Consider the following 24,067-nt stretch of genomic DNA (forward strand, 5'->3'; position numbering starts at 1 on the left):
CCGAACTGGTCACCGCGGTAGACGCCACCGAGATCGACATAGCCGGCCGCTGCATCCGGCTGGGACTGGCCGCCGACAGCCTTGCTGTTGCCGAGAGACTCGGCTGCGCACCCCGACGGCGCACTGGACCTGCGTTGCCGCAGGATGCTCGACCGCGCCGCCGCCAGCGTCTGGGTCCTCGTCGTCGACGGCCTATCAGAGGGTCGTCACGTCTCGCTGCACGCGACCCGCGACGACGCGCACGGCCACGTCACCACCATCACCGCCACCCTCGCGCAACGAACGCTCGGCTCACCCAACGGTCCTGTCGAAACCTGGACCATGTGAACGCGACACCGCGAACCTCCAACCGGGTGAGCACCAGCGCCCGGACACGACACCGCCACCGCATTGGCGCTCGCGGACATCTTCGCGCCGCGGACAACTGATCAGACTTCCGCCGACTGCAGGTCTCATCGCACCTGACATGTTGATCTTGCGTGACCGACGGTTTCGCAGTTCGTCTCTCTCACGGCCGCTAATGCCGAAGTCCGCAGCTCAGCGATGTCGGCAAGTTCAGCGACGTACCAAGCCATGGCCGAGTATCGCGTCCCGTCGGGCCGTATCAGGCTCTACTTCGGCAACGGAGCCCAATCGGAGACAGCGCGGTGACGCCGACAACGTGCGTCCGTGCCTGCGTCGTCGGCTGTGGTTCTGAGTCATCTCGCGTCGAGATAATCTGCGAGTTCGGCGAGTACCTGCCGGGCCGGGACCAATACGCAGGCTCCTGGTCCGAGGATCTCGTCGGCCGACGGCAGCAGCGCTTGGTAGGCCATCTCGGCGATGTGCTTGTCATCCGTGCGGATCGCGGTCAAGCCGACCAGCGCGATGTCGAGTTCGTAAGTGGCGTCCGGAAACGCCGGCAGGGCCGCCGGAAGTATTTCGCGTGCCCGGTCGAGGTCGCCTGCCAAGGCGAGGGTGGGCGCGAAGAGTTGGGGTGAGGCGGGCCAGGCCGGATACCGGTCCGCGTAGTCGGGCAGGAGTTCTGCTGCGCGGCCGGTGCGGTAGGCCCGGCACCAGCGCACCGTCATGAGCAGGAGGTCGGCTCGCTGGACCCCGGCGGCTTCCAGAGCCTGCGCGCCGGCCTGATAGGCCTTCGTCACGTCCTCGTCGGGAGCGTTGGCCAGGTCGAGCAGCATGGCGCGATGCCACTGCACTCTGGCGGCGCTCGCGGGGTGCGGGAGCCTGCGGACCTGACTGTCCAGATTGGACAGAGCGTGCTCTGCTCCGGTCAGGTCGCCGCGTTGCTCGGCGGCGTAGAGCTGCCACAGCAGGCCCAGGCGTTCGGACACCACGAGTTCGTGTTCTTGGGCCAGTGCGACCAGTTCGGCCGCCAGCCGGGTTCGCCGGGCCAGACCGCCCGGGGTGGCGTAAGCCTGGGTATGAGCGGCGATCAGCACTTCCGCCCTGGTACCGGCGGAGAGGTCGATCCGCTGGGCGATCGCCTCGGCTTGTGCGGCGGCCGCGCGGCCCCGGTCGCGTTCGCGGTCGTCGGGGTGGCCGTAGAGCTCGATGGCCAGCTTGGTCAGCAACAGGGCGCGAAGCTCGCTGTCCTCGTCGGTCAGCCGGCTCAGGTTCTGTGCCAGCAGGTCCACCACGCGCCGCAGGTGAACGGCTTGTTCGGGGGCCACGCGTCGTTCAGCGAGCACCGGGTTTCCAGGGTCCAGGGAAATGACGACCTGCGCGGTCAAGGCGGGGTCGGCCAGCTCGGCCAGCGGCGCGAGCGACTCGGCGCGCAAGGCACGCATGGCGGGCTTGTCACTGAGGAAAGCGTGCGCCTGGAGCAATTCGCCGACGATGGTCAACCGGTCGCGGAGTGTGCCGCCGAAGCGGTCGGCGACGGTCAGCGCGGCGGTGCGCAGCCGTACCGCTTCGTGGTAGGCGAATCGGGCTGTCGCCTGGTCCGCGGCCATGCGGGTATAGCGGATCGCGGACGTCGCCGTCCGCGCGCTCGGTGCTTGCAGGTGGTGTCTGGCGAGCGCTTGGACGTTGTGCGGCTGGAGCCGTTCGAGGGTGGCCGCGGCCTTGCGGTGCCACAGTGTCCGTCGTGGTGTGGAGATCTCGGCGTAGACGGCTTCGTGCATCAGGGCATGGGTGAACCGCAGGGTGCCTTCGGTGGTTCCGTCGTCGAGGATTCCTGTCGCCAGCCCGGTTTCAGCGCGTTCGAGGACCGCGTCGTAGTCCGGCTCTGGTCCGTGGTCGTCGTCCATCGCCGCGAGCAGGTCGAGGTCGAACTCGTCACCGAGCACCGCGGCCTTGCGCAGCAGGACGCGCACGTCTTCCGGTAGTTTGTCCTGGTCCCGCAGCGTCGCCAGATGTGCCAGCGCCAGGACCCGCCCTGGCAGGTGGGTTGGTATCCCGTCGTAGGTGTCGAGCAGCGTTTCCGACCAGCCGGTGCCCAGGCCGGTGTTGATCGTCATCTCCCGCAGCAGCGCCACCCCCGCCCGCGACACCAGTCCCGTGCCGTCCGCCTGCACCAAGGAAGTGCCTTCCTGCTGAGAGAACTTGATGTCTTCGCGAACACCATTTTTCCTTACAGGACAGGCACTTCCTCCATTTCCAGAACAGTTTTACATCACACTGCGCGAAAGACCCAGGTTAAGCGCCATGGAGTCCTGCCGGTGACATGACGGATGAGGTTGACGATCTGCGCGGGCGTTTTGAGGCAAGGCTGAGCGGACTCCGGAGCCGTCGGCTCCTGGCAGTGGACTACTGGGATGTCCACAACTTCGCCTCCGAACCCGCACGATGGGACTACGGAAACTGGCATCACGCTGTCATGGGCGTCGGACTCAGCACCGACGCGGGGCCGGCGACGATCACCTGGACTGACACCTTCTACCGCAACGGGGTCGAAGTCCTCGACGGCCGGATCGAGGACCACCTCAGCTTGCGCGACGAGGGCACGGAGCGCAACGGGCCCGACGTCGGTTCCAGGAGCCCGTGGGATCGATACCTGCGACGCCGATTCGCGAGACCGCCGCTCATTAGGAGCGACTGGAACTGGGCCACGCCGGCGAGCCGCTGGCTCTGCGTCTCAACTTTGATGTAGTGGTGGTGGACGCGACGACGCCCTTGCGATTTCGCAAAGCCGGCGGTCGACAGCAGTTTGGCAACTCCTCAGTAGCGCGCCCGAGGGCAACCGAAAAGATCCTCTTGACGACGTGTTCGCGCCACAGGAGGATCGACTCGGACAACGTCATGCCGGAAAGGAATGAGAATGCCGCTCGGAATTGCGAAGAAACAGCATGCGGTAGTGTCCCACAGAACGAATTTCTTCGGGCAACCGAGCGGGCCATCGACAGTTTCGTGGAAATACCAAGGTGTCAACCGGGAGGTGGTGCGACCCGATGACGGACAATCTGCGGAACGATTGGCAGTCCGGTGTGGAGAATGCGCCAGGGAACTGACCTTCACCGTGCACAGCGTCGCGGCCACACGCCGACGGCAGGGCTATTGGCGGGCAGCCACCTGGGCCTGTGTGGTGCTCTTCTTCGCCGGAGTCGCCAGCCTCGTCGCGGGCCAGGTCGTCTGGGGTTCCGTGGCGATGGCCTTCGGCTTCATCGCCGGCTGGATCATCGGATCGACCGCGGCGGAAGAGGTCGGCGTCACCGGCCACGGCAACGCCGTGCGACTGACGGTACCCAAGCACCACATCGCCCTTACTGAACCCCCGCCCGAGGGTATGCCTGAGCTGGTGTGCGCGCGGTGCGGCCACCAGGAGGAGTTCCCCCGGGGAAGCCATCTCCGCAAGAGCTACGTCCAACAGCGGTATCGGGACGCACAGGCTCGTTTCGCAAGGCACCGCTGCCGCTGATCTGAACGCTGCCTTTCGCCCTAGCGCGACACGCACGGACTGACGGCGTCCACGAAGGGGTAGGACGGCAGCGTGCAGACGGTGCCCTTCGACTCCTCGATTTAGATTCTTACTTAATGGCAGCGGGCGGGGGCCTCTTGTGGGTGGCGCCGTGACCTTTGATGTCGATCAGATTGAGGCGTAGTCTTTATGTCATGCGTTAGGGGAGTTTTGCAAAATGTTGATTCGTGTTCACGCTGGTACTCCTGGAGCAAATCTGGAGCACGCGCGCGCTCTGAACTGCATTCAACTGCATTGAACTGTGCCATACGGCAGCGTTTGACGTGGCGTTTCTCTATCGTCGCAAGTCGGAGGCTTGCCCGAATCTCACTGGCAGTGAGGGGTCAGAATCGCTGTGCGCGCGGGGCAGCGCGACCGCTACCGCAGAGTTGATCCAACAGGCGACTGGACCGCCGGGTCGTTGTCGGCGTGGTGGCCCGGTTAGCGTGACCGGATCGATCATCCACGCTCCCCGAGGGAGGGCCAGCCGATCATGAGTCCTCGGACCCGCGGTACGCGCCCTGGTCATCGCGATCGGCGGGGTTGTACTTGGTGATCCGGTAGAAGCACGACGTGCTGGTGCGCGTCATGCTGCGTGACAACGGTGCGTGGTGCCGACTCGAGGCCGAAGACCGGTTCTTCGTCCACGTCGGCTACGACCAGTACCTGTACATCGGAAGCGACCAACCGTGCGGACATGCGGTCGCGCTGACCACCGCGAACGGATTGTTCGCCGAACCGCTGGACGGCTCGCCCTACGACCCGGGCGACGGGCCGTACGAATCGCGTCCGGCGGACGCGGCGTTCTGGGCCGAGGTGGCGGCACTCGTGGCACAAGGCGGCGGTGTCCTGCTGGAAGAGCAGGTCGTCGGCAACCACTCTCGTTGGCATCGGCTCACCGCTGACACTGTGCCCGACCTCGGTCCGCGCGCCTTGCTGCACGTGTGGCCGGACCTGTCCACCGATGTTCCAGCAGTGCTGCACACGATGTCGCCGACCTTTACCGGCTGGGCCGTCCTGGAACACGCGGACGGCGGCATCCACGGCTTCCACGCCGACGGCGATGACCGGGCAGCCCTGGCCGAAGCGTTCGCGGGCGCCCGCGCGGCCATCCTCCTGCCGCACACCACCGACGGCCACAACCCACTGCTCGTGGCCGTGCGACCCGACGACGACGGAATCGTCCGCGCCCGCTGGACCATCTGAACCACGGCGGCGAACAGAAGACTGGCTCAAAGAGATTCGCGGCACGGCAGAGGAACTCGGTCATCCAGACGAGTGGCAGATGCTAGTCGATTCCCTGGTCGTCGCCGGAAACGAAGGACTGGCGCCACACAGCAGGTGACGTCTCAAAGCCCCAGTCCGAATCCTCTTGGAACCTCCGAATCGGCCGGCGACCGTACAACCGCGACCCCACACCCCGGCCGACGAACAAGACCTCGTAGATCCTGGATCCACTCGCCTGGCCCACTCCACGCGACGCTTGACCCACACCCGCCGTGTATGGCGAAGGGGGACGAACCTCAACCAATGCCACGCCGAGCTCATGACTCCCATCGGCTACCTCAAATGCACCGCCCGACGTGACCGCGTCGGTTCCAAAGTGCGCAGGGAGAGGGTGAAACCGTGGACGTCACTGGCCTTCTGCTCGAGAACACGGATCACACCCAGCTTGTCCAGCGGTGGAAGCAAAGAACGCCGGACCTGCTGAAGTCCCCACCACAGCGATTGTGACGAGGAAGCAGAAAGGCTGCTACGCCACCAACCGGCTCTGCAGAGCACTCCTCCGCCTATCGGCACACCGGAGCAAACGGAGACATAACGGAGCCCAGTCGCGATCAACGCCGAGGCGAAATTGCCGCCGAAGCGCCAACATCCCCGCAGGTCGGCAGCGATGTCGATGTGGTGGGCCGGGTCGGGCTCGAACCGACGGCCAAGGGATTATGAGTCCCCTGCTCTAACCAACTGAGCTACCGGCCCCAACGGTGTTCCGGGACCTCGGTCAAGGCTGTCACCAGCCCTGGCAGCGGGTTTGCTAACGCACAGAAGTCCCAGTTCGCTCCAAGTTATCACAGCGCTCACCAGCCGCGATCGTCTAGGCCAATCGACTGGTTTCCGCCGCGCGACGGCGTCACCTCGTCTAGGTTGCAGGGACAAACGCCGAGTGCGGGCGGGGACGGTGAAACCTATGCCTGCCTTCCCAGCCGCACCACGAGTGCATCGGACCTGGTTGCTCGCGCTCGGGGACACGCTGACCATCGGGATGGGCCTGGGGTTTCTCGCCCACCAGTACAGGGAGGCGCTCGTGGCGAATTCGGTCGCCATCGGGCTCGGCGTCGTGGGCGCTTTGAGCGCCGCGCTGCTACTGAGAGCGAGCGTCCGGACACTGCGGCGGGCCAGCCTGCGGATCGACGCGATCTTCACCGACGAACTGCGCGACCGGCCCTCGCCGCGACCCCGGTAACCTGAGTCCCTTGTGGACGGTCGACCGGCCCTCGATGGCGGGGCAAGCGCGGTTTAGGTACCTACGTCGGGCGAGCTTTGCGCTCTCCGCTTGCTTGAGGTTGGTGGCTCTGCCGGCCTGTCCGCGGGCGGCGGTTTCGCGTGACTGGAGGGACGACATGTGTGTACAGACGGACGGCGAGCGTGTTCAGACGGACGACACTGGGCGGAATCCGGCCGCGGGCGTGTCGTCCGCTCAGTCACGTCCGGGGAGGCTGCGGTATTGCATGGCGGGGGTCGTGAGTGATTTGGGTCGTTAGAACGACCCGAATCACTCACGACAACCCGACCCAGACCTCACGTGACCGGTGGCTTTCGCGGCGCCCGTTACGCCACCCCGAGCCGCCGCAACGCCGGGCGCCACCGGTTCCCGCCGGTCGCCAGCCCCAGCGCCACCAGGCCCGCGCAGTACTTGCTCACCGACTGCTCCCGGATCCGCAGCTTCGCCAGCGCCTCGGAGACACTGGTGCGCTCGGCCGCCGACTTCACCTCCAGCAGGACCAGATCGCCCCCGGCGGCGAGGCTCCGTGAGCCGGAACGCCAGACGAGGGACGTGTCGCAGGTGATCCGGGTGCGGCGGTCGGCGGTGACGAGCGTGGTCCGCCGGTAGTCGGTGACCAGCGCCGGGGCCAGCGGCCGGGGCGCGGGGCGGCCGTAGGCGGCGGTGAGGGCGTCGTCGAGGAACGTGAGCGCCGGTGCGGTCAGGCCGTGGGCCGCTTCCGCGGGATGCGGGCGGCGGACCTTGACCGTCTCGTCCCGGCGGCCGCTGACCTTCAGTTCGCAGAAGGTGTCGGCCGAATCGGTGTAGGTGCGGGTGCGGATCTTGAACCGGCGCCGCCGGTCTTGCCGGTGCGCCCGGAAGATCGCCAGATCCGGTGTGTCGAAATAGGTCGACGAGTAGCCGAACACCCGTCGCCCGCCGATCTCCAGGCACGACAGTGACTCCCCCAGTGCCTCGGTGACGGCGAGAAAGTCGTTGAGCCGCAGGACGTATTTGCGGTCCGTCCGGCTCATCAGCCCACTCGTGGCGACGACTTCGGGCAGCGAAAGCGAAGGGAGTCCTTTGGCCACGGCGGTGACCGTCGCCGTTCCGCGCCCGCTCATCGGTGACTCGCCCCGGCGGGCTCGCCGTGGACGACCGGCGCGGGACCCGGCCGGAACCGGACGTCGACGACGGTGACCTCGCGGACATAGTCCACTTCGGACACACTGTGCCGCACGACGGTTCCCCCGAGGCGCGCCTGCAGTTCCATCAGCATCGTCTGCTCGTCGGGGTACACGGTGTCGAGCACGACCGTCCGGCGCTGCGGGCCGCGGGCGCGCGACGGGTGATCGGCGATGTACATGACGGCGAGCAGCAGGACGTTGAAGACCGCGACGATCCGCCAGTCCGCGGAGGGCAGTCCGTTCACCAGACCCAGCACCAGAGCGACGAAGTAGTACGCGACCTCCTGCTGGCTGATCGAATCGGACCGCAGCCGGATGATCGACAGCACCCCGAACAGGCCGAGCCCGAGCGCGCTCGCGGTCGACACGGACAGCAGTACCGCGACCGACACGCAGACGCCGACGTTCAGCGCGAGATACGCGCAGGCGAGGTCACCGCGATGATGCCTGCGGGCGTAGAGACCGTAGGCGAGGATGACGGCCGCGACGAGGTCGACGGCGAGATGGATCAGTGTCGTGGTCATGGAAACCACTGTGCCGCCGTGGAACGAGAGGGCCATGAGAACCCGATGAGAACTCCTCTCATGAGGACTCACCGAGCCGGTATCCCATCCCCCGCACGGTTTCGATCCGCTCGGCGCCGATCTTGCCGCGCAGGTAACGGATGTAGACGTCCACCACGTTTGAGCCGGGATCGAAATCGAAACCCCAGACGCCGCCGAGCAACTGCTCCCGCGAGAGGACCTGGCCGCGGTTGCGCAGCAACGTCTCCAGCAGCGCGAATTCCCGGGCGGTGAGGTCCTTCTCCTCCCCCGCCACCGAAACCTTCCGCGTGCGGAGGTCGAGCGAGAGGTCTCCGACCCGCAGCACCGCCGGTTCGGCTTCCTGGTTTCCCCGCAGCCGCAACCGGATCCGGACCAGCAGTTCCTCGAACGCGAACGGTTTCGCCAGATAGTCGTCGGCGCCGCCGGACAGCCCGGCGACCCGGTCGACGACGCTGTCGCGCGCGGTCAGGATGATCACCGGCACGGTCCGGCCCGCCGCGCGCAAGGCGCGCAACAGATCCGAGCCGTCGAGATCCGGCAGCCCGAGGTCGAGCACGACCAGGTCGTGCGCGCCGGTCAGCGCCTCGGTCAGCCCCTCGGAGCCGGTCTTGACCCAGCGGGTCGCGAATCCCTGTGCCCGCAGGCCTTTCTCGACGAACGCGCCGATCCGGGCGGAGTCTTCCACCACCAGCACACTGGTCACCGGTCCGCACCTCCTCCGACGGGGATCTCGATGGTGAACCGCGCGCCTTCGCCGGGCACGGTGTCGAGCAGGACGCGGCCACCGTGCGCCTCGGCGATCGCGGCGACGATCGGCAGGCCGAGACCGGCGCCGTCGTCACCGCTGGAATTGCTGCCTCGTTTGAACCGTTCGAAGATCCGGCTCCGCGAATCGGCCGGGACGCCTTCCCCCGTGTCGCGGACCCAGAGCCGGGCGGTGGTCTCGGTGACTTCCGAGCCGAGGGCGATCTCCTGACCCGGCCCGGTATGCCGGACGGCGTTGGAGACCAGCTGCAGCAACGCCTGCGTGAGCCGCTGGCCATCCGCCCGGATCACCACCTCCGCGACGGCGTCGAGCCGCCAGGCCCGCTCGGCCAGCGGCCGGGATTTGGCCAGTGTCTCGACGGTGAGGTCGGCGAGGTCGACGTCGCCGGGTGAGACGAAGCCGGGGCTACCGGTTTTCGCGAGGACCAGCAGGTCGTCCACGATCCGTTGCATACGCCCGAGTTCGTCGAGGACGAGGTGCCGGGTGGCCGCGTTCTCCTCGGGATCGTCGCCCATCAGCTCGAGGTGGCCGCGGACGATGGTGATCGGGGTGCGCAGTTCGTGCCCGGCGTCGTCGATGAACTCGCGCTGTCCGGCGAAGGCGCGCTCCAGCCGGTCCAGCATGGTATTGAAGGTGCGGCCGAGCGCGGCGACGTCGTCCGAGCCGCGGACCTCGATACGCCGCGAAAGATCCGTCTCGCCGATCTGTTCCGCCGCCAGCCGGGCCTCGCGCACCGGGGCGAGGATGCGGCCGGCGACCAGCCAGCCGATCAGCCCGGCCAGCGCCAGTGCGGCTCCCGACATCGCGGCCATGACACCGACGACGTCGTTGATCTCACCGGCCGCGTGGTCGACGAACTCGACGACCACCAGGGAGCCCTGTCCCGGCGAGCCTTCGATGGTCACGGGGACGACCCCGTAGCGCGCGGACCCGACAGCGGTGGTGACCGTGCCGTACGCCGGGCTGGTGACCCGGGACAGTTCGGCGACGAATTGGGGGTCGGTGTCGAGCCGGGCCGGGGGCTCGATGGCGCTCCGGCGGGACGCGGCGCCGTCGATGATCGAGAAGAACGTCTCGTACTTCTCCGGCAGGTTCCGTTCGAGGTGACGGCCGAGCACCGCCTCCACGGTGGCAGGCTGCCCGGCCGGGCGGGAATCGGGCGAGGCCAGGTAGGCCCGGAGCTTGTTGGTCTCGTGCGCGATCTCGTTGTCGAGCCGCTGGTCGAGCTGGTTGTGCAGCACGGTGCGGGTCGCCAGCAGCGATCCGGCGAGCGCCAGCAGCACGACGAGCAGGACCCACGCGAGGATCCGGGCGCGGGCACTCATCTGCGGCGCCCCCGCTCAGTCGTCGTCGAGATCGAAGTCGAAGTGGTCGTCGACGTCATCGGGATCATCATCGGGGTCGTCGTCGGTCCCGGCCAGCCGGGGCGGCACGACGGCGGGCGGTGCGCCGCTCTCCCCCGGCCCGGCGACGGCGTGCCCCGCCGGGGCGACGACCGCCGGGCCGAGGTCGGGCGGCGAGGCCGCGGTGGCCGCGATCACGGCGAACGTGCCGGCGGCCGCCACCACGAAGGCGGCGACCCCGGCCAGGACGAAGGTTCGGACTCGCATGTTCTCCAGCGTGCCGGGCGCGGGTGAGTCACCCATGAGAGGTCGATGAGAACTTTCTCATCCGGCCCGGACGCCGCACGGATCAGACTCGGGCGTGCGGATACTCCGGAGCCCGGTGCTGGAAGGCCAGGATGTCGGGATTCCGGATCGTGCCCTCACTGATTTCGATGGCCCTGTCGAGCGTTTCGTCGGCGGCCCACGCGGATCGCCCGGCGAGTACCTGCCGCAGATGCGGCAGCAGGGCGTCGCTGATCTCCCAGGTGGCCGAATCCCAGAGGTAGGACGGGCTGTGGTCGACGCCGTAGTAGGTGGCGCCGCCGACCAGGAAGGTCGGTTCCTGGAAGGTCGTCGGCTTCGCCCAGCTGAAACCCATGCCCTCGTCACAGGAAACGTCGACGACGAGGCTGCCCGGCCTGAACGCGGCGAGGTCCTCCTCGATGAGGAACGTCAACGGTTCGTTCGTGTCCTGCAACACGCAGTTGACGACGATGTCGTGGTCCGCGAGGAAATCCGCGAGCGGCACGCGACCGTTCTCGGTGATCGCGTGACTACGGCGGAGATCACCCTGGCTGTGCACGTCGTGGTCGAGACGCACGATGTTCGCGGAGTGGATCGGCGAACCGACCGCGGCGACGCGGCGATGGGTGAGCACGTGCACGTCATGGATTCCATGGGCGTTCAGCGCCGTCACCGAGCCGCGCGCGGTCGCCCCGAAGCCGATCACCACGGCACGGAGGCGACGGCCGTAGTCGCCGGTCGAACCGATCAGCTGAAGGGCGTGCAGCACCGAGGAGTAGCCGGCCAGTTCGTTGTTCTTGTGAAAGACGTGCAGGCCGAAAGAGCCGTCGCTGCGCCAGTGGTTCATCGCTTCGAAGGCGATGAGCGTCAGCTTCCGGTCGATGGCGAGCTGAGTGAGCTTTTCGTCTTGGACGCAGTGCGGCCAGCCCCACAGGATCTGCCCGGTCCGGAGTTCGGCCAGGTCGTCCGCGAGCGGTTTGGCCAGCAAGATGACATCGCATTCGGCGATGAGTTGTTCCCGGGAACGCAAGCCGCCGATGAGCGGCTCCAGATCCTCGTCCGGGATCCCGAACCGTTCACCGTAGCCGATTTCGAGATAGATGTTCTTCCGGAGACCAGGGTCGATCCGGTCCAGGTGCCGTGGATGAATGGGAAGCCGTCGCTCGTTTTCTTTGCGCGAGCGGGAAATGACACCGAGGGTGAGCTGGTCCATATGGGCCCCTTTGAATAGACCCCAGTCTAAGCACAGCCCGCGTGGAGCAGCTCACCCTCTACTCATTTGAACGCCGCCGCGTTCCGCGCCGCCCACTCGGCGAAGGTCCGCGCCGGACGCCCCAGCACCCGCTCGACGTCGGGGCTGACACGCTGCTCGTCCGCCGTCGGCGCGCCGAGAATGGCGAGCGTGGCGTCCACTACCGGCGGCGGCATGAAGCCCAGCATCGCCGCGCGAGCCTCGTCCTCGGTCAGTTCGGTGAACCGCACCGGATCGCCCAGCTCGGCACCGATAGCCTCGGCCTGCTGCCGGGGCGAGATCACCTCCGGACCGGTCAGCACGTAGGTCTGCCCGCTGTGCCCAGGATCCCGCAGGACGGCGGCCGCGACGTCGGCGATGTCGGCCGGGTCGATCACCGGAAGTGCCACGTCGCCGAACGGTGCGGCGAGGACGCGGCCGTCACGGATCCCCGGTGCCCACTGGAATGCGTTGGAAGCGAAGCCTCCCGGCCGCAGCACCGTCCACTCCAGACCCGACGCCTTGACAGCTTCTTCGTACGCCGGCGCGTGCCGCCCGGTCCCGACGCCTTGGGACGACAGCAACACGATCCGCTTCACCCCGGCTTCCCTTGCCACCGCGGCAAGTTCCGCGACGTCGCCGCCCGCTCCCAGGAATTCCCCTGACGTCAGGACGAAAAGCCGGTCCGCGCCGGTGAGCACCGGACTCAGCCCGCTCGGCTCCGCGATGTCGGCTCGGACGTGTCGCACACCGTCCGGCACGTCGCCCGCCGAGATCCGGCGCGACACCGCCGTCACCTTTTCCCCTGCCGCGGCCAGGGTTTCCACCAGTCGCCGGCCCACGTTCCCGGTCGCTCCGGTCACCACGATCATGTTCGCTCCTCGGTTCGCGTTCTTCTTGACGCGACCGAAGCTACCTTCGCGGAGATAGTAGGTACCTAGAGGAAAGTAATGGGAAACCCGGCCTTTCGTGACCGGCATCACATCCTTGCGGGCGCCGCCGAGGACGTCGGCTTAGGGTCGAGGCATGCCGACACCGGACACCGCGCTCGGGCCGCTGCGAGTACTCGACTTCTCGCGGGTACTGGCCGGTCCGTTCGCCACCATGCTCCTGGCCGACCTCGGCGCGACGGTGGTCAAGGTCGAGCGGCCGGGTATCGGCGACGACACCCGCAGCTGGGGACCGCCGTTCGACGCCTCCGGCCAGGCGACCTACTTCCAGTCGGTGAACCGGAACAAGACGAGTGTGGCGCTGGATCTCGGCGATCCGGACGACCTCGCGAAGGCGCGCGCGCTGGCGCTGGAGGCCGACGTCGTGGTCGAGAACTTCCGGCCCGGCGTGATGGACCGGCTCGGCCTCGGCCCGGAAACGCTGCGAGAGGCCAATCCCGGGCTGATCTACTGCTCCGTCACGGGATTCGGCTCCGGCGGCGGTGCGGCCCTGCCCGGGTACGACCTGCTGATCCAGGCCGTCGGCGGGCTGATGAGCATCACCGGCGACCCCGGCGGCGAGCCGCAGAAGGTCGGCGTCGCGCTCGTCGACGTGCTGGCCGGGCTGTTCGCGAGCGTGGGCATTCTTGCCGCCCTCCGCCACCGCGACCGGAGCGGTGAGGGACAGCGCGTCAAGATCGATCTGCTGTCCAGCCTGCTCGCCGCGCTGGTCAACCAGGGCAGCGCGTACACCTCCGGCGGCGCGGTGCCGGCACGGATGGGCAACCGGCATCCGAGCATCGCCCCCTACGAACTCCTTCCCTGCGCCGACCACGAGATCGCCCTCGCCGTCGGCAACGACCGGCAGTTCGCGGCGTTATGCGAGGTCATCGGCCTGCCGGAGGTCGCGGAGAAGGACCGGTTCGCGACCAACCCGGCCCGCGTCGAGCATCGCGCCGAACTCCGAGCGCTGCTCGAAGCACAGCTGGGCCGACGACCGGCCGCGGAGTGGGCGGCGGACCTGAGCGCGGCCGGGGTGCCCGCCGGGGAGGTCAACGACGTCGCGGGCGCGTTCGCGCTGGCGGAGCGGCTCGGCCTGAACCCGACCGTCGACCTCCCGCGGCCCGACGGCACCTCCGTGCGGCTCACCCGCAACCCGATCGGCCTGTCCGCGACACCGGCGAGGTACGAGACCGCGCCGCCGGACGACCCCGGGCAGCTCACCCTCCCGCTCCCCGGCTGGAGCTGACGGCGACCGTCAGCGGATCGTCAGCACCTCGTCAACGCCCGCGGCGAAGCTTCGGGCCATGACGAACAGGACAGTCCTCATCTCCGGCGCCAGCATCGCCGGCCCCGCGCTCGCCTTCTGGCTCTCCCGCCAGGGCTACGCGGTCACCGTCGTCGAGCGGTCGGCGACGCTCCGCTCCGGCGGCCAGGCGGTCGACTTCAAGGGCGCCACCCACCGCACCGTGCTGGAGCGGATGGGCATCCTCGACGAGGTCCACCGCCGTCAGACCGGCGGGCACGACCAGACCATCATCGACGCCGAGGAGCGGCCGCTCGCCGTGATGAGCGGCGAGTTCACCGGCGGCGACGTCGAGATCCAGCGCGGCGACCTGGCCGAGATCCTCTACGAACGGACCGCGCAGGACTGCGAGTACGTCTTCGGCGACTCCATCGCCTCGCTCACTGAAACGGCCGACGGCGTCGACGTCACCTTCGAACGCGGAGCGCCGAGGCGGTTCGATCTCGTGTTCGGCGCCGACGGTATCCACTCCACCGTGCGACGGCTGGCGTTCGGCCCGGAAGTCGACTACGTGGAACATCTCGGCCACTACTACGCCCTGGTGGAACTCGGCGAGGGCGACGATTTCCGCGGCCCCGGCGGCATTTCCGTGATGTACAACGAGCCTGGCCGCCTCGCCGCCGCCGGCGGGCCCAAGGCTCCCGCGTTCTTCGTGTTCTCGTCGCCCGAACTCGCCTACGACCGGATGGACATCGATCAGCAGAAGAACATCCTCACCACCGCGTTCGCCGACGGCGGCTGGCGGCTGCCCGAGCTGATGGAAGCGGTGAAGCGGTCCGACGACGTCTACCTCGACTCGCTCGCGCGCGTCAAAATGGACCACTACTCCGCCGGCCGGGTCGGGCTCATCGGTGATTCGGCGTACGGCAACACCCTGGGCGGTTTCGGCTCCGGGCTCGCCATCGTGGCCGCGCATGTTATCGCGGGCGAACTCGCCTCGGCGGACGGCGACCACACGGTGGCCTTCCGGCGGTATGAAGAGAAGTTCCGCGGCTACGCCAAGGTCGCCCGGCAGGCCAACGCGGGTCCGTTCCTCGCGCCGCCGACGAAACTGCGGATCAGCCTGCGCAACCAGATGTTCCGCCGCCCGCTGATGCTGCGCGGGATGCTGTGGGTGACCGACAGGTTCGCCACCGACATCACGCTCGACGACTACCCCGCGCTCCGGGTCTTCACCTGACCTCAGGGTGCGCGATCCGGCGAGCCGTGGTCGGCTGGTCACCGGGCATCAGGGTTTTCCGCGTGACGATTCCGGGGTAGCCGTGTCCTACGGGTGTCACCGCGGTCGGTGGCGTGAAGGGAGCTTCGGCATGGCGGCACTGCACAGGTGCGCTGGATGACGACATCGGCGAGAGAGGACTCGGCCGCGCCGGCCGCCGGCGAAACGGTGCTGGACGACGCGACGCTGGTGGCACGGGCACGCGACGGCGAGATCCGCGCGTACGAGCAGCTCGTCCTGCGGTTCCAGGGTCCGATGTACCGGCTGGCGCTGCGGATGCTGGGGAACAAGGGAGACGCCGAGGACGCCGTCCAGGAGGTGTTCCTCACCGCTTGGCGGCGGCTCGACCAGCTGCAGGAGGACGCGGCGTTCATCGGCTGGCTCTACCGGATGACGACCAACCGGTGCCTCAACGTGCTCCGCGGCCGGAAACCGGTGGCCGACGTCGAGCTGGACCAGCAGGAATCCGCCGGTTCGGCCGGACGACCGGAGCGGGCCGCCGAGACGAGCGCGCAGATGACGGCGCTGACCGGCGCGCTGGACGAGCTGACCGCCGAGCAACGGGCCTGCTGGCTGTTGCGCGAGGTCCACGGCCGGTCCTACGACGAGATCGCGAAGGCGATCGGGGCGACCCCCACCGCGGTGCGGGGACGTATCGCACGAGCACGAGCACAGTTGGCGGAGGTGATGGCGCCATGGCGATGAACCACGCGACTCAGGATTACCTACTGCCGTGCGGCCGGGATGTCGAACAGATCTGGGACCGGCTCGGCGAGGTCGACGCCGGCCGGGCGGACGCGCACGAACTCGACTGCCCGCACTGCCGGGCCACCCGCGAAAGCCTCCGCGTGCTGCGCGGGCTGACCAGGGAACTGGCCGACGACGACGCCGAGCCGTCGGCGGATCTGGCGAGCCGGATCATGTCCGCGGTGCGCGCCGAGGTGCGCCGCCGGGACCTGGTTCCGCTGGTCACCCCCGAGCCGGGCGAGGTCCAGGTGAGCGATCAGGCCGTGGCCGCGGTGCTGCGGTTCGCCGCCGACACCGTCGAAGGCGTCCGCGCTCGGCACTGCCGGGTCCGGCGATCGACGGAGGACGAACTCGCCGTGGACGTGGAACTGAGCCTCGCGATCGCCCCCGATTTCGACGGCGATTCGCTGGACGTCGTCCGGGAGCGGGTCACCGCGGCGGCGGGTGCGCGGATCGGCATCCGGCTCGCGCGGCTGGATCTCGTGGTGGAGGACATCTATGACGAATGAACAGCCACGGACGGCGCCGATGACACCGACGGCCCGGCTGGTCGAAACGGTGATCACCCCGCCGGTGATCGCGGCGGTCGCCGCGCATGCCGCGGCGAAGGTCCCCGGCGTGGTACGCCTGGAACCCGGTCTGCGCGGGCTGGCCGGTTCGCTGACCCGGATCGCGCGGCAGCGGATCAAGGGCCTCGACCCGGCTCCGACCGAAGGAGTCCGCGCCTTCCTCGAACACGATCCGCCCGACGTCCGGATCGAAATCGATCTGTCGCTCTCCGGGCTGGATCAGGCGGCCGCGACCGCGCAGGCGGTGCAGCGCGCGGTCACCCGTGCCGTCACCGAGGCGACGGGGCTCATCCCCTCGGCCGTCTCGGTGTCCATTTTGGATATCGAAATCCGTGGAGGGCTCCTGTGACCGCTCGTTCCGAGTTGACCGCGTCGCTGCTCACCGTGCTCCGGGACGTACCCGGACTGCGCCCGGCGACGCCGTCCACGACGGCCGCCGGGGCGAGCCTGCCGTGGGACCTCGACGTGATGGCCGTGGACATCACCGAAGGAGCGGTGGAGATCCGGGTCGTCGCGCTGACGGTGCCCATTCCGCCGCTGACGGAAGCGGCCGGGCTTGCGCTGCGTCCGGTCCTGGCCGGAACTCCTTGGGAGAACGCGACGTTGCGGATCGTCGTGACCGATGTGGACGCGGCCGCACTGATTCCCTGAAGCACCTTTCCTGACACAGCAATGATCGCGGTGGCCTCGCCCGAGGGCGTGGCCACCGCGATCGTCACGGGAGACTAGTTCTTGTTGGTACCGGGGGTCATCACCTTGTCGATGACGAAGACGGTGGCGTTCTTGGTGGGGACGTTGCCGCACAGGATCTTGGCGCCGTTGACGGTCATGTTGTCGCCCGAGCCCTCGATCTTGAGGGGGCCACCGGCGGTGTTGAGGCTTTCGAGGGTCTTGGCGGACTCGAGGCCCTTGGCGTCGTAACGCTTGCCGACGACGTGGTACTGCAGGATCGGGGCCAGCTCGTCCGGCTTGCCCGCGAGCTCGGTGAACTTCGCGTCACCGAGAGCGGCGAACGCCGGGTCCGCGGGAGCGAACACGGTGATGGCCTGCTGGCTGTTGAGGGTGTCCACCAGGTTGGTGGCCTTCACCGCTGCGACCAGCTTGGTCAGCAGCGGGTTGGTCGAGGCGGCGCTGGCGACGGGCTGCGGGCCCATCGAGTCCAGCGAACCCGGCTCATTGCCCTGGGGCAGCTGCGAACAGGCCGGGCCGAACACATCGGCGTTGGTGGTGACGCCGTCACCCGAAGCGGCACTCGACATCGGAGCCGACGAGGACGGGGCGGGAGCGGGGGCACTGCTGGAGCTGCCGGACGAGGCGGTGTCGTTGCTGCTGCAGGCGGCCAGGGCCAGCGCGGCGACCGCGGTGAAACCGATTCCTGCGACGCGAAGCTTGCTCACTGAAAATCACTCCATTTATTTCTGCGGACGAACAAGCCCGAACCCGGGGCCTGTTTCTTACTGTGTATTCGGAACTGGCTCGGAATCGGATTGGTCCTCTTTCGAGTGACACCGATCACCGTGCGGTGAAACTGATGGTGTGCCAGCCCGTCGCGCCGTCCGGAACCGTTCCGGCGCGGGCATCGGTCTGGGTGTAGCCGGATTTGTCGACAGCGCGGACGACGACCTGGTGACTACCGGCCGGGACGTCGAATTCCGTCCACCACATCCGCCAGGTGTTGAGGCCCACCTCGCGAGAAAGCATCGCGGGCTGCCAGTTTCCGTTGGCACCGAGCCGGACTTCGACCCGCTCGACCCCGGTATGCTGCGCCCAGGCGATACCCGAGATCCGGACCTTGCCGGCGGGCACCGTGTCGAAACCTTTCGGGGAATCGATCCTGGATTGGGTTTTGATCGGGGCCTGTTCACCCCAACCTCGGTCGAGCCAATATGCCCGGCGCGCCTTCCACGTCGTGATCTCCAGATCCTTGACCCATTTCGTGGCCGAGACGTAGCCATAGAGACCAGGAATGACCAGACGAGCCGGAAAACCGTGTTCGATCGGCAGCGGTTCCCCGTTCATCCCGATCGCCAGCATCGCGCCGCGTTCTTTTTCGAGCGCGGCGAGAACCGGGCTGCCCGAGGTCCAGCCGTCGACACTGGTGGAGAAGATCTGCTCGGCACCGGGCAGGATTTCGGCTTCTCGCAACAGATCACCGAGGTCGACGCCGATGAAGTTCGCCGTGGAGACATAGGTTCCACCGACCTCATTGGACACACACGTCATGGTGATCGTGCGCTCGATCAGCGGCCGGTCGCGGATATCCGAGTAGCTGTACCGCATTTCCTTGCCCACCATGCCGTGCAGGCGCAGGCTCCAGTCCTCGGTCCGGACCTGCGGCAGCGACAACGCGGTGTCCACGCGGTAGAAGTCGCGGTTCGGGGTGAGGAACGGCGGCGTGCCCAGCTTGGCGAAATCCGCGTCGGCCGGGATCGGCGGCGCCGGGCGGGCCACGGTGAGCGCACCCACCGCCGCTCGCGACGATTCGGCGTCGCGGCTGCCGGCGAGGAGTTGTCCTCCCGCCCCGGCCGCACCCGCGGCCACGACGGCACCGGCGCCGGCCAGCAGCACCGACCGGCGAGTGGGGGCCACTTCGCCGTCGGAATCCTCTTCCTTGGCGAGCATTCGCTCCGTGGCCAAGTGGTGCAGCCAGGCGAACACGGCGACTCCGGCGATCAGGCTGGCCAGCGGGGCCAGCAACGCGATCAGGGAGAGGTCGGGCCGCTGCGACACGGCGAACGCGCCCAGAAGACCGAAGGCGGCGATCAGCACCATGCCCGGAATGGGTGACCGGCGCGAGGCGACCCCGGCCGCCGCGGCGGCGAGCACCATCACCACGGCCATACCGCCGAGCAGCACGAGTTTGTCGTAGACGCCGAACGTGCGGACGGCGAAATCCTTGAGTTCCACCGGGGTGAGATCGATCGCCCCGTTGCCGACCGCCAGGTACGGCGAGGCGTTGGCGCTGATGAACCCGGCCACCAGATGCCCGGCGGCGAGTGCCACGAGGAGGGCCACGACACCGAGCAGCGCAGCGCCGAACAGGGGAAGTCGTCGTTCCCGGACGGCTTGCGAAGTCTTCATGCCCGGTATTCGTGGCAGCTCCGGCTTCGGACTGGTTTTTTCTTGTCTAGCAAGGAAAAACTCAAGCCCACACAGGGCCTCGACAAGTATTCGAGACGGATGCCCTCGCGGACAGGTCACAAATGAGACACGGGCCGATCCCGTCCACAGTGGACCGAGGGGTGCCGCCTACTTCCGCACGCGGAAGCGGAGCATCGTGACGGCGCCCGACTGGATGTTGCCGAAAGGTTCCAGGTCGATCCTGTCGATGCTCGGAGGCGTGAAGCGGACGCCGTCGCCGAGGAGCACGGGTACGACATAGACCAGGATCTCGTCGACGAGCCCGTGCCGCAGGCACTGGGCGGCCACGTCGGCACCGAGGATCTCCAGGTTCTTGCCGCCCGCGGCGCCGCGGGCGGTGGCGACGGCTTCCTCGAGCCCGCAGGTGAGGAAGGTGACGGAGGGGTCCGGCTCCTCGGGAGGCTCGTGGGTGAGCACGAACTGCGCTCCCCCGTCGTAGGGGGTGTCCTGGTCGGCCATCCGTTTGGCGACCTCGTACGTGCCCCGGCCGACGAGCATGGCGCCCGTGGCCGTCATGACCTCCGGGAACGTGTCCGGGGTCAGGTAATCGGCGATCCAGTCCATCGCGTGGCCGGGACCGGCGATGAAGCCGTCCAGCGACATCGCCCTGTTGACGACCACTTTGCCGGTGCTCACGTCACTCATGCGTTCAGTCCTCTGATCGCGGTCCGGGACCACCCACCCGAGTTGCGCTGCTCACCCCGGCTTGCATGGTCATACATAGCTATGCATATACTTCCAACATGTCCAAGGTACTCACCTCTCTGCCTGTCGGCGAACGCGTCGGGATCGCCTTCTCCGGCGGCCTCGACACCTCGGTAGCGGTCGCGTGGATGCGCGAGAAGGGTGCAGTGCCGTGCACCTACACCGCTGACATCGGCCAGGCCGACGAACCCGATATCGACTCGGTCCCCGGCCGGGCTCAGGCCTACGGCGCCGAGATCGCGCGGGCCGTCGACTGCAAGGCCGCGCTGGTCGAGGAAGGGCTCGCGGCGCTGGCCTGCGGCGCCTTCCACATCCGCAACGGCGGCCGCACCTACTTCAACACCACCCCGCTCGGCCGCGCGGTCACCGGCACCCTGCTGGTGCGCGCGATGCTGGAGGACAACGTCCAGATCTGGGGCGACGGCTCCACCTTCAAGGGCAACGACATCGAGCGGTTCTACCGCTACGGCCTGCTCGCGAACCCGTCCCTGCGGATCTACAAGCCGTGGCTGGACGCCGCCTTCGTCACCGAACTCGGCGGCCGCAAGGAGATGTCGGAGTGGCTCCAGGCCCGCGACCTCCCCTACCGCGACAGCACCGAGAAGGCCTACTCCACGGACGCGAACATCTGGGGCGCGACCCACGAGGCCAAGTCGCTCGAACACCTCGACACCGGCATCGAGATCGTCAACCCGATCATGGGTGTGCGGTTCTGGGACCCCGAAGTCGAGATCGTGCCCGAGGACGTCACGATCGGCTTCGAACAGGGCCGCCCGGTGACGATCAACGGCGAGAAGTTCGCCACCGCGGTCGACCTGGTCCTGAAGGCCAACGCCATCGGCGGGCGGCACGGGCTCGGCATGTCCGACCAGATCGAGAACCGGATCATCGAGGCCAAGAGCCGCGGGATCTACGAGGCGCCGGGGATGGCGCTGCTGCACGCGGCGTACGAGCGGCTCGTCAACGCGATCCACAACGAGGACACCCTCGCCAGCTACCACAACGAGGGCCGCCGGCTCGGCAGGCTGATGTACGAAGGCCGCTGGCTGGACCCGCAGGCGATGATGCTGCGCGAGTCGCTGCAGCGCTGGGTCGGCGCCGCCGTCACCGGCGAGGTCACCCTGCGGCTGCGGCGCGGCGAGGACTACTCGATCCTCGACACCACCGGCCCGTACTTCAGCTACCACCCGGACAAGCTCTCGATGGAGCGCACGCAGGACTCCGCGTTCGGCCCGGTGGACCGGATCGGCCAGCTCACCATGCGAAACCTCGACATCGCCGACTCGCGCGCCAAGCTCGAGCAGTACGCCGGGCTGGGCATGGTCGGCGGCGGGCACCCGACGCTCATCGGGGCCGCTCAGGCGGCCTCGACCGGGCTGATCGGGGCGATGGACGCGGGCGGCGCCCAGGTCATCGCCTCGCGCGGCAAGGCTTCGGGCGACGACGAACTGCTCGACCTCGCGGCGATCGAATCCGGAACAGACTGACCCGAACGAAAACGGGACGCGAAAGCGCCGGGTGCGCGGCATCGAAGCCGTTCGCCCGGCGCTGTTCTTTACCCGGTCAAGGACTGGGTGCCGAGGACGGCGAGGAGCGCGAGCCGCTCGGCGGCCTCGGAGCCGGGTTCCGCCGTGTAGACCATGATGTGCAGGTCGCAGCCCTCGACGGTGAGGACGTCGCAGTCCAGTTCGATCGGCCCGATCGACGGATGGTCGATGACCTTGCGCGCGGACTCGTGCCGGCCGACGGCACCGGAGTCCCACAGCCGCGCGACCAGGCGCCGGGGCCGCTCGTCGGCCGGATAACGGGCGGCGGCCGCGCGCAGGTCCGCGACGAGAACGGATTCGAAGACCAGCAGCGATTCCGGGGTGTGCCGGGCTCGCGGACAACAGCGTCCAGGTGGCGTCGAACACCGCGACAGGCGTCCCGGCCAGCCGGTCCAGCAGCCGTTGGACTCCAGGCGTCAGGTACCCGGAAAGGCCTCGGCTACGAAACCGCCCGCCGCCTCATCGCCGACGGCCACACCGTCCACCTCGGCAGCCGGGACGCCGAACGCGGACGGCGGAGTGATCAGCGCCGCCGAAATGACGGCGGACGACCTGCGCACGACGTTCGAGACCAACGTCTTCGGCATCGCACGGGTCACGCACGCGTTCCCTGCCCTTGCTGAGGCGGCGCTCGGCTGCGCCCCGAGATCCTCGGGGCCACTCCCCTGGTGAACCGCGTCACCCGCCACCGACCTCGGCTCGCCGCTGCCCCAGTTCGTCGACGAGCCTGGTGACCTCGGCCTGGCCGATCGCGTTGGCCAGCACGGAAACCGCGGCGGTGCTCAGGATCTGGTACTGGATCGGCACGCCGCCCGCCGCCTGTGACCGCGCTTCCGCGTCCGCCTTCTTCTCCGCCTCGACGGAGGAGAAGACGCCGCCGGCCCCGCCGTTGACGCAACTGACCGAGCCGGAGCCGTTCAACGGGAGGACAGCAGTGTTCGTGCAGCTGCCGGCCGAGCGGCCCTCGATGCTCACGTTCGCGGTCATGGTGGCGTTGACCTGGCCGGTGACCTTCCCGCCGTTCGTCGCCGACGCGGAACTGTTCACGTTCGCGGTGACCGTGCACCCTCCGGCGCCGCAGGTGACCGTGGCCGAGCCGTCCATGTCGAACCGGATACCGGTATCGACCGCGTCGGTCAGCTTCCGGGTGTTGGACATGAGGATTTCGTAGACGGCGTCGGTCTCTTCCGGCGACAACGCGTCCACATCGGACTCGCCGAGCCCGCCTCCCGTCGGCATCGCGGGCCGCGATTCCGGTCCCGGCGCCGTCGGCAGCCGGGGGACGGACGGCATTCCACTGGGCACCTTCACCGAGTAGCGGAGCACGCGATGCGGTGCCTCCTTCGAGACGTACAGGTCGCCGGCGGGGGTGCTGACCTTGAGCGCCGGAATCTCCCGGACCGACTCGTTCTGGTCGTCGGGGATCTCGTCGGCCCGCTCCAGCGCCTCGCGCAGCCGGGCGGCGAGCTTCTCCGGCGCTTCGAACTGCTGCAGGACGGGGCCGAACAGCGCGTCCTCACCGGTGATCCACCGGTCCTTGAGGCCTTCGGCCGCCGAAGAGTCCACCTGCGACCCGGGCAGCAGGCCGTCGGGCGCCTTGAAGTAGACCTTGCCGCCGACCGCGAGGATCTCGAACTTCCGGCCCTGGAAGGACATCGTGCCCGACGTCTCGCCGTAGGAGGTGGTCTTGACGTCGGTCTCGATCATCCCGCCGAGCGCGGAGGTGTGGTGGCGGACCGCCGGCGCCGACGAGAGACCGGCCAGCGCCTGCTCGAAGGGCCCGCGGTCACCCTTCGACGGCCACAGCAGCCAAGTCGTCAGCCCGGCGACGAGGACGAGCACGAGTGCGGCGATTCCGCCGAACAGGAGCCAAAGCCGGGGTTTCCGGGCGGGCGGTGCCGGTGCCGGTTGAGGAACCCAACCCTGCGGCGGCCACTGCCCGCCTGCGGGCGGGAATGCGTGATCCACTTCGCCTCCATCACTGATTTCACCAGACGACCTCACGCTAAAGACGAATGATGAAAACTTGATGAAACGCGTTCGGTCCGTGAAGACATCCCTGGGTTTTGGTTGTCAAGCGGCGATGGTGGTGTGGTGGGCCCAGGCGGTGGTTTCGTTGTAGTGAGTGTGGGTTTTGAGGCATCCGTGGAGGATGCCGACGAGTCGGTTG

At 68.2% G+C, this 24,067-nt stretch carries 26 protein-coding genes and 1 tRNA gene; 12 read left to right on the forward strand and 15 right to left on the reverse strand.

Annotation, left to right across the window (positions count from 1 at the left end):
* Positions 1-144 precede the first annotated feature (144 nt).
* The gene (locus ACLJRL_RS40775; protein ID WP_410661773.1) at positions 145-327 is read left to right on the forward strand and encodes a hypothetical protein; all 183 of its coding nucleotides are present in this window, start codon (positions 145-147) and stop codon (positions 325-327) included.
* Positions 328-698: 371 nt separating this feature from the next.
* Here the strand turns inward: ACLJRL_RS40775 and ACLJRL_RS40780 are convergent, their stop codons facing one another.
* Positions 699-2,519 (reverse strand): hypothetical protein, encoded by a 1,821-nt coding sequence (locus tag ACLJRL_RS40780; RefSeq protein WP_410661774.1) that lies wholly within the window; start codon positions 2,517-2,519, stop codon positions 699-701.
* 146 nt (positions 2,520-2,665) lie between these two features.
* Between ACLJRL_RS40780 and ACLJRL_RS40785 the strand changes: the two genes are divergently transcribed.
* The 3 genes from ACLJRL_RS40785 to ACLJRL_RS40795 all read left to right on the forward strand — a co-directional run bounded on the left by ACLJRL_RS40785 (position 2,666) and on the right by ACLJRL_RS40795 (position 5,101).
* Complete coding sequence (locus ACLJRL_RS40785) at positions 2,666-3,091, forward strand: hypothetical protein (protein ID WP_410661775.1); 426 nt, start codon at positions 2,666-2,668, stop codon at positions 3,089-3,091.
* A 366-nt stretch (positions 3,092-3,457) separates the two neighbouring features.
* Positions 3,458-3,856, forward strand: coding sequence for a hypothetical protein (locus tag ACLJRL_RS40790; RefSeq protein ID WP_410661776.1), 399 nt, complete (start codon positions 3,458-3,460; stop codon positions 3,854-3,856).
* Positions 3,857-4,483: 627 nt separating this feature from the next.
* The gene (locus ACLJRL_RS40795) at positions 4,484-5,101 is read left to right on the forward strand and encodes a hypothetical protein (protein ID WP_410661777.1); all 618 of its coding nucleotides are present in this window, start codon (positions 4,484-4,486) and stop codon (positions 5,099-5,101) included.
* Positions 5,102-5,798: 697 nt separating this feature from the next.
* Here ACLJRL_RS40795 and ACLJRL_RS40800 read toward each other — a convergent pair.
* A tRNA-Ile gene (locus ACLJRL_RS40800) sits at positions 5,799-5,875 on the reverse strand.
* Between the two features lie 208 nt (positions 5,876-6,083).
* Here ACLJRL_RS40800 and ACLJRL_RS40805 point away from each other — a divergent pair.
* On the forward strand, positions 6,084-6,359 hold the full coding sequence (locus tag ACLJRL_RS40805) for a hypothetical protein (protein ID WP_410661778.1): 276 nt from the start codon (positions 6,084-6,086) through the stop codon (positions 6,357-6,359).
* Positions 6,360-6,724: 365 nt separating this feature from the next.
* On the opposite strand, the gene ACLJRL_RS40810 is transcribed toward ACLJRL_RS40805, so the two are convergent.
* The 7 genes from ACLJRL_RS40810 to ACLJRL_RS40840 form a co-directional block, all read right to left on the reverse strand.
* Complete coding sequence (locus ACLJRL_RS40810) at positions 6,725-7,501, reverse strand: polyphosphate polymerase domain-containing protein (RefSeq protein WP_410661779.1); 777 nt, start codon at positions 7,499-7,501, stop codon at positions 6,725-6,727.
* Positions 7,498-8,088: a DUF4956 domain-containing protein gene (locus ACLJRL_RS40815; protein WP_410661780.1), complete on the reverse strand. Its 591-nt coding sequence runs from the start codon at positions 8,086-8,088 to the stop codon at positions 7,498-7,500. Before ACLJRL_RS40815 ends, ACLJRL_RS40810 begins: the two co-directional genes overlap by 4 nt.
* A gap of 58 nt (positions 8,089-8,146) precedes the next feature.
* Positions 8,147-8,812 carry a response regulator transcription factor gene (locus ACLJRL_RS40820; RefSeq protein ID WP_410661781.1) on the reverse strand — a complete coding sequence of 222 codons (666 nt, stop codon included), beginning with the start codon at positions 8,810-8,812 and terminating at the stop codon, positions 8,147-8,149.
* Positions 8,809-10,200: a sensor histidine kinase gene (locus tag ACLJRL_RS40825; protein WP_410661782.1), complete on the reverse strand. Its 1,392-nt coding sequence runs from the start codon at positions 10,198-10,200 to the stop codon at positions 8,809-8,811. Before ACLJRL_RS40825 ends, ACLJRL_RS40820 begins: the two co-directional genes overlap by 4 nt.
* A gap of 15 nt (positions 10,201-10,215) precedes the next feature.
* Complete coding sequence (locus ACLJRL_RS40830) at positions 10,216-10,485, reverse strand: hypothetical protein (protein WP_410661783.1); 270 nt, start codon at positions 10,483-10,485, stop codon at positions 10,216-10,218.
* Positions 10,486-10,567: 82 nt separating this feature from the next.
* The gene (locus ACLJRL_RS40835; protein ID WP_410661784.1) at positions 10,568-11,716 is read right to left on the reverse strand and encodes a N(5)-(carboxyethyl)ornithine synthase; all 1,149 of its coding nucleotides are present in this window, start codon (positions 11,714-11,716) and stop codon (positions 10,568-10,570) included.
* 62 nt (positions 11,717-11,778) lie between these two features.
* Entirely contained in the window at positions 11,779-12,606 is an 828-nt protein-coding gene (locus ACLJRL_RS40840; RefSeq protein ID WP_410661785.1) for an NAD(P)H-binding protein, read from the reverse strand.
* A 154-nt stretch (positions 12,607-12,760) separates the two neighbouring features.
* Here ACLJRL_RS40840 and ACLJRL_RS40845 point away from each other — a divergent pair, with 154 nt between their 5' ends.
* The 6 genes from ACLJRL_RS40845 to ACLJRL_RS40870 all read left to right on the forward strand — a co-directional run bounded on the left by ACLJRL_RS40845 (position 12,761) and on the right by ACLJRL_RS40870 (position 17,155).
* Positions 12,761-13,912: a CaiB/BaiF CoA transferase family protein gene (locus ACLJRL_RS40845; RefSeq protein WP_410661786.1), complete on the forward strand. Its 1,152-nt coding sequence runs from the start codon at positions 12,761-12,763 to the stop codon at positions 13,910-13,912.
* A 58-nt stretch (positions 13,913-13,970) separates the two neighbouring features.
* Positions 13,971-15,149 (forward strand): FAD-dependent monooxygenase, encoded by a 1,179-nt coding sequence (locus ACLJRL_RS40850; RefSeq protein WP_410661787.1) that lies wholly within the window; start codon positions 13,971-13,973, stop codon positions 15,147-15,149.
* Positions 15,150-15,305: 156 nt separating this feature from the next.
* Entirely contained in the window at positions 15,306-15,893 is a 588-nt protein-coding gene (locus tag ACLJRL_RS40855) for an RNA polymerase sigma factor (RefSeq protein WP_410661788.1), read from the forward strand.
* Positions 15,884-16,444, forward strand: coding sequence for an Asp23/Gls24 family envelope stress response protein (locus ACLJRL_RS40860; RefSeq protein WP_410661789.1), 561 nt, complete (start codon positions 15,884-15,886; stop codon positions 16,442-16,444). Before ACLJRL_RS40855 ends, ACLJRL_RS40860 begins: the two co-directional genes overlap by 10 nt.
* On the forward strand, positions 16,434-16,853 hold the full coding sequence (locus ACLJRL_RS40865) for an Asp23/Gls24 family envelope stress response protein (RefSeq protein WP_410661790.1): 420 nt from the start codon (positions 16,434-16,436) through the stop codon (positions 16,851-16,853). Before ACLJRL_RS40860 ends, ACLJRL_RS40865 begins: the two co-directional genes overlap by 11 nt.
* Positions 16,850-17,155: a hypothetical protein gene (locus ACLJRL_RS40870; protein WP_410661791.1), complete on the forward strand. Its 306-nt coding sequence runs from the start codon at positions 16,850-16,852 to the stop codon at positions 17,153-17,155. The genes ACLJRL_RS40865 and ACLJRL_RS40870 overlap by 4 nt, the downstream gene beginning before the upstream one ends.
* Before the next feature lie 74 nt (positions 17,156-17,229).
* Here ACLJRL_RS40870 and ACLJRL_RS40875 read toward each other — a convergent pair whose 3' ends face one another.
* The 3 genes from ACLJRL_RS40875 to ACLJRL_RS40885 all read right to left on the reverse strand — a co-directional run bounded on the left by ACLJRL_RS40875 (position 17,230) and on the right by ACLJRL_RS40885 (position 20,290).
* Positions 17,230-17,901, reverse strand: coding sequence for a fasciclin domain-containing protein (locus tag ACLJRL_RS40875; protein ID WP_410661792.1), 672 nt, complete (start codon positions 17,899-17,901; stop codon positions 17,230-17,232).
* Between the two features lie 115 nt (positions 17,902-18,016).
* Entirely contained in the window at positions 18,017-19,585 is a 1,569-nt protein-coding gene (locus ACLJRL_RS40880) for a molybdopterin-dependent oxidoreductase (protein ID WP_410661793.1), read from the reverse strand.
* Positions 19,586-19,753: 168 nt separating this feature from the next.
* Positions 19,754-20,290: a dihydrofolate reductase family protein gene (locus ACLJRL_RS40885; protein WP_410661794.1), complete on the reverse strand. Its 537-nt coding sequence runs from the start codon at positions 20,288-20,290 to the stop codon at positions 19,754-19,756.
* A 98-nt stretch (positions 20,291-20,388) separates the two neighbouring features.
* On the opposite strand from ACLJRL_RS40885, the gene argG reads away from it, so the two are divergent.
* Positions 20,389-21,837 carry an argininosuccinate synthase gene (argG, locus tag ACLJRL_RS40890; protein ID WP_410661795.1) on the forward strand — a complete coding sequence of 483 codons (1,449 nt, stop codon included), beginning with the start codon at positions 20,389-20,391 and terminating at the stop codon, positions 21,835-21,837.
* A gap of 68 nt (positions 21,838-21,905) precedes the next feature.
* Here the strand turns inward: argG and ACLJRL_RS40895 are convergent, their stop codons facing one another.
* The 3 genes from ACLJRL_RS40895 to ACLJRL_RS40905 all read right to left on the reverse strand — a co-directional run bounded on the left by ACLJRL_RS40895 (position 21,906) and on the right by ACLJRL_RS40905 (position 23,865).
* Entirely contained in the window at positions 21,906-22,310 is a 405-nt protein-coding gene (locus ACLJRL_RS40895) for a hypothetical protein (protein ID WP_410661800.1), read from the reverse strand.
* Positions 22,311-22,313: 3 nt separating this feature from the next.
* Complete coding sequence (locus ACLJRL_RS40900; RefSeq protein WP_410661796.1) at positions 22,314-22,496, reverse strand: hypothetical protein; 183 nt, start codon at positions 22,494-22,496, stop codon at positions 22,314-22,316.
* 79 nt (positions 22,497-22,575) lie between these two features.
* Positions 22,576-23,865, reverse strand: coding sequence for an SON protein (locus ACLJRL_RS40905; protein ID WP_410661797.1), 1,290 nt, complete (start codon positions 23,863-23,865; stop codon positions 22,576-22,578).
* Positions 23,866-24,067: the final 202 nt, after the last annotated feature.

The organism is Amycolatopsis sp. lyj-112 (assembly GCF_046549055.1).
Lineage (GTDB): Bacteria > Actinomycetota > Actinomycetes > Mycobacteriales > Pseudonocardiaceae > Amycolatopsis.